The 3360-nt window shown below is 60.7% G+C and carries 3 protein-coding genes and 1 pseudogene; 3 read left to right on the forward strand and 1 reads right to left on the reverse strand.

The features are described from left to right. Window positions 1-61: 61 nt before the first annotated feature. The 3 genes from CQ13_RS09300 to CQ13_RS46410 all read left to right on the forward strand — a co-directional run bounded on the left by CQ13_RS09300 (window position 62) and on the right by CQ13_RS46410 (window position 2679). Window positions 62-862, forward strand: a complete 801-nt coding sequence (locus CQ13_RS09300; RefSeq protein WP_283807501.1) for a reverse transcriptase domain-containing protein — start codon at window positions 62-64, stop codon at window positions 860-862. Window positions 863-1208: 346 nt separating this feature from the next. Further along, window positions 1209-1943, forward strand: coding sequence for a reverse transcriptase domain-containing protein (locus CQ13_RS46405; RefSeq protein WP_283807499.1), 735 nt, complete (start codon window positions 1209-1211; stop codon window positions 1941-1943). Further along, a complete protein-coding gene (locus CQ13_RS46410; RefSeq protein WP_283807500.1) occupies window positions 1927-2679 on the forward strand; it encodes a reverse transcriptase domain-containing protein in 753 nt (250 codons plus the stop codon). The genes CQ13_RS46405 and CQ13_RS46410 overlap by 17 nt, the downstream gene beginning before the upstream one ends. Window positions 2680-2915: 236 nt before the next feature. Here the strand turns inward: CQ13_RS46410 and CQ13_RS09310 are convergent. Then, window positions 2916-3360, reverse strand: a pseudogene (locus tag CQ13_RS09310) (IS66 family transposase); the annotation flags it as partial.

Below are 3360 nucleotides of genomic sequence, written 5' to 3' on the forward strand. Positions count from 1 at the left end.
GGATAGTCGTCGAGATGATGAGCGCGGTGGTGGGTAGTCTGTCGAGTAGTCTTTCACGTCGATTCCACACGGGCCGCTGATGCGGTGCCTGACACGGCGGATCGCCGACGGACGACTTCTCTCGACTATCAAAAGCTGGTTGACGGCTCCGGTGGTCGAACGGAGCGGAAGACGGACGATACGGACGGCAGATGCGCGAAAGTTTAAGAAAGGGACCCCGCAGGGCTCTCCTCTGAGTCCGTTGCTGGCGAACATTTACTTCCGACGCTTTCTGCTGGCCTGGCGCGACCACGGGCACCAGGAACAACTCGATGCCTACGTCGTCAACTATGCCGACGATCTCGTGATCTGCTGCCGCCCCGGACAAGCCGAGACGGCGATGAAGCGAATGACGGTACTGATGAATAGGCTCGGGTTGGAGGTGAACGAGACCAAGACCCGCATCGCACGATTGCCGAAGGAGCGATTCACGTTCCTAGGCTACACGATCGGGCGGTTCCACGGAAAGGGCGGACAAGCCTTCATCGGCACGCGTCCGTCCAAGAAGGCGGTCTTGAGATTGCTCCGACGAATCCACGAACGCACGACGCCACAGTGGTACCCGGACACACCGGAGAACACCGTCATCGTTATCAGTCGCCTTCTTCGCGGCTGGTGCGGTTACTTCGACCAAGGGCCTGTCATGAAAACGTATGACTTCATCAGGCAATACGTCGATCGGCGTCTGCGGCACTGGTTAATGCGACGAACAGGAGGGCGTGGCAGGGGCTTCGAGCAGTATCCGCAGGATTACCTGCACGATACGCTCAAACTCTTCCGCATCCCAAACCGTCGTACTGACCGATCGAGCACGAAGGTCTGACGAGACAAGTGAAAGCCGGGTGCGGGGTGCGATAGGAAAGCTGGAATGAGCTTGCCAGTGAAAGTCTGGTCCGTCCAAAGCCGAGCAGGCAGGACGGGAGCGAGTCTTGCGGGCGTCGCGGTAACGCGGGGTCCGAAGCGTAGACAGCGGTTGGACGGGGTGTGGAATTGACTCCCGAAATCGGCATGTTGTGGAGGCAGAGCTGGCGCCCGCACCAGCGAAAGCAGCACATCGGATCTCGTTACGCGAGAGATCGGATGCTCCGCCGGGGGCTTGGACTACGTCACGGCCAAAAGGCCCATTCCGGAACCTATGAGGCCCATCAGCGTCCATCGGTTGGTCTCCGATGGGGGCGACGAACGAGGGACAACCACAGTTCGCCGCATCGCGGATGGGAGTCGGACCGCTCCATATTATCGATGAAGTCACCGAAGGAAACGAGGTGATGGAGAAAAGGGAGCGGCAGGAAGGGATCACGCCGGGGCAGGCGAAGGGCCAGACACAGCGCTGGCAACCCTTGCAGCCGAACCTCGAGCGTGTGAATGAGGCGGCCAGACGTTCTGGCCAGACACGGTTCACGGCACTGCTGCATCACGTCGACATTGCCGCGCTCGAAAGGGCGTTTCGGCGGCAGAGACGCGCGGCCAGTCCAGGGATCGATCGGGTGAAGGTGGAGGACTACGAGCGGAATCTGGAGTTCAATCTCCAGCGTCTACACGCCAGGATCCACAGCGGTCAGTACTGGCCCAAGCCAGTGCGCCGTACCTACATCCCGAAAGCTGACGGCAGTCTCCGCCCGCTCGGCATTCCGACACTGGAAGACAAGATCGTCCAGGGCGCGGTGGCCGAAGTGCTGAATGCCGTCTACGAGGCCGACTTTCTGGGGTTCAGCCACGGCTTTCGGCCGGAGCGAAGTCCGCATTCGGCCTTGGCTGCCCTGGACAAGGCCCTGATGACGCAGCGTGTGAACTTTGTGCTCGATGTCGACATCCGCACCTTCTTCGATTCCGTTGACCACAGATGGTTGATGCGAATGCTGGCGCACAGGATCGCCGACCCCCGGGGTGCTCCGCTTGATTAAGCGATGGCTCGAGGCCGGCGTCCTTGAGAGCGGCCAATGGAGACCGGTGGAGTCGGGCACTCCGCAGGGGTCGGGGGTCAGCCCCATCCTTGCGAATGTCTTTCTTCACTACGTCGTCGATCTCTGGGTTCACCAGTGGAGAAGACGGCGGGCAGCCGGGACGGTGATCGTCTGTAGGTACGCAGATGATATGGTGTTCGGCTGTCAGTTCGAGGCAGATGGGAAGCAGCTCCTCGTGGATCTCAAAGACAGGCTGCTGCAGTTCGGCCTGTCGCTCCATGAGGGCAAGACCCGGTTGATCGAGTTCGGGCGGTTCGCCGCCCACGCGCGAACCACCGCTGGGCAGCGACGCCCGGAGACCTTCGATTTCCTGGGCTTCACGCACTACTGCGCCAAAACCAGGAAGAACAAGTTCATGGTCAAGAGGAAGACGCAAGCCAAGCGCCTTGCTCGAAAGCTGAAGACAATCCGAGAAGAGATGAAGCACCGCATGCATGCTCCGCTACGGGAACAGCATCGGTGGCTACGTCAAGTGCTGAACGGTCACTATCAGTACTTCGGAGTGATCTTCAATTATCGATCCTTGCGCGTGTTCAAGGCATGCGTCGTCAAGGACTGGCGTAAGGTGCTCGGCAAACGTAGCCAAAAAGGCTGCATGAGCTGGGCGAACTACCGCCAGCTCCTGATCGCCTTCCCTTTGCCGGAACCGGTGATCCACCAGGCATGGCGGCAATGATCGACCCGCCTCAGGTCCTTTCTGAAGAGCCCACTGCGGTAACGCCGCACGGTGGGTTCTGTGGGGGCGAAAGCCAGCAATGGCTGAGCTACCCGACAAATCTGCATGCCCGGTTTGACGAGCGACGACTGGAAACGGAACTATGGTGCGAACTGCGACACCGGCGACCGGCGAAAGCCGCCGGAAACAGTAAAGCCTCGCGATCTACGGTCACCGCGCCAGTCGCCGACTCTACCGAGCTCGATGCGACCGTCGGTCAGGAAGCGCTCGAGAGCCGCACGCCTCGATAGAGCATAGCGGATCGCCTCAGCGAGCTTGGATTTGCCGGATAGGCGTGGCAGTTCTCTTTCCCACAAGTCGAAGAGGGTCGAGACGATAGGCATCGACCTTTCCAGGCGCGCTTTCGCCCGCGTTGCGGGATCCTGGCCGCGGATGTCGGCCTCGATTGCCCATAGCCCAGCCATTGTCGTGACGGTCTGCGTCGCCAGGTGCGAGCTTTCGTTGACGTGCAGCTCGTAGAATCGCCTCCTGACGTGGGCAAAGCAGGCCGCAAGCCGCACGCCCTCATTGGCGCCCGCCGACTTGGCGAGTCGATTATAGGCGGCATAGCCGTCGACCTGCAGAATGCCGGCTAATCGCGAGGTGGCGGTAATGTGAAGGAACGCCGGTTCGACGCGAGAA

Origin of the sequence: Bradyrhizobium retamae (genome assembly GCF_001440415.1) — a bacterium.
In the GTDB taxonomy this organism is placed as follows: domain Bacteria; phylum Pseudomonadota; class Alphaproteobacteria; order Rhizobiales; family Xanthobacteraceae; genus Bradyrhizobium; species Bradyrhizobium retamae.